We start from the raw sequence: 684 nt of genomic DNA, 5'->3' as shown, positions 1-684 counted from the left end.
GGATCACTCTGCACATAGCGCCCCGCACTCGCGTCGTAGTCGCGGAAGCCGTTATACCAGAGCCCGCTCTCGCCATCGTAGTACTGCCCCGGGAAACCGATGTTCAGCCCACCGATGTCGTCCTTCAGAACGCTGCGGCCGTACGCGTAGTTGTAGGCCTTCCACACAACCTGCTGCGCTTTGTTGGTCGCATACTCAGGCCGACCAAGGTGGTCGTTGTGCACAAAGCTGACCGCGCCATTGCGGTCGATACCGACCAGCTCGCCCCCGAACCACAGATAGTTCGTCCAGGTTGCTCCGGTCTGCTCGGACAGCAGCCGGTTCTGTCCAGCATAGAAATAGCGACTGGCTGAGCTTGCGCCACTCTTTCCCACGCGCTGGCCCTGCGCATTGAGCAGGTAGTCGGTGCGAAGTCCGCCAACATTGCTCTGCACCATGCGATTGAAGGGGCCGTAAGTGAATGTGGAAATGCGACTACCCGAGGTTTCGCTGATGCGGTTGCCAAGCGCATCGTATTGATAGGTGCGGGTTCCATCCTGATTGCTGAACGACAGCATGCGGTTGCTCTTCGCATCGATGGCGTAGCGGGTCGCTTCGGTCGTGGCATTGAGTGCCGTGTAGTTTCCGCCCGCATCATGGCTCAGCGTGTAGGTCACACCGGATCGTGCCAGCGTGCTCAATCTC

1 protein-coding gene is annotated in these 684 nt (G+C 59.5%); it reads right to left on the bottom strand.

Translation table 11 applies throughout. The features are described from left to right. A partial coding sequence (locus C9414_RS19425) for an RHS repeat-associated core domain-containing protein (protein ID WP_219909127.1) occupies positions 1–684 on the bottom strand: 684 nt, incomplete at both ends.

Origin of the sequence: Bacillus sp. Nf3, from assembly GCF_003028545.1 — a bacterium.
Classification (GTDB): Bacteria; Bacillota; Bacilli; order Bacillales; family Bacillaceae; genus Bacillus; species Bacillus safensis.
This window is presented reverse-complemented; position numbering and strand designations above follow the sequence as displayed.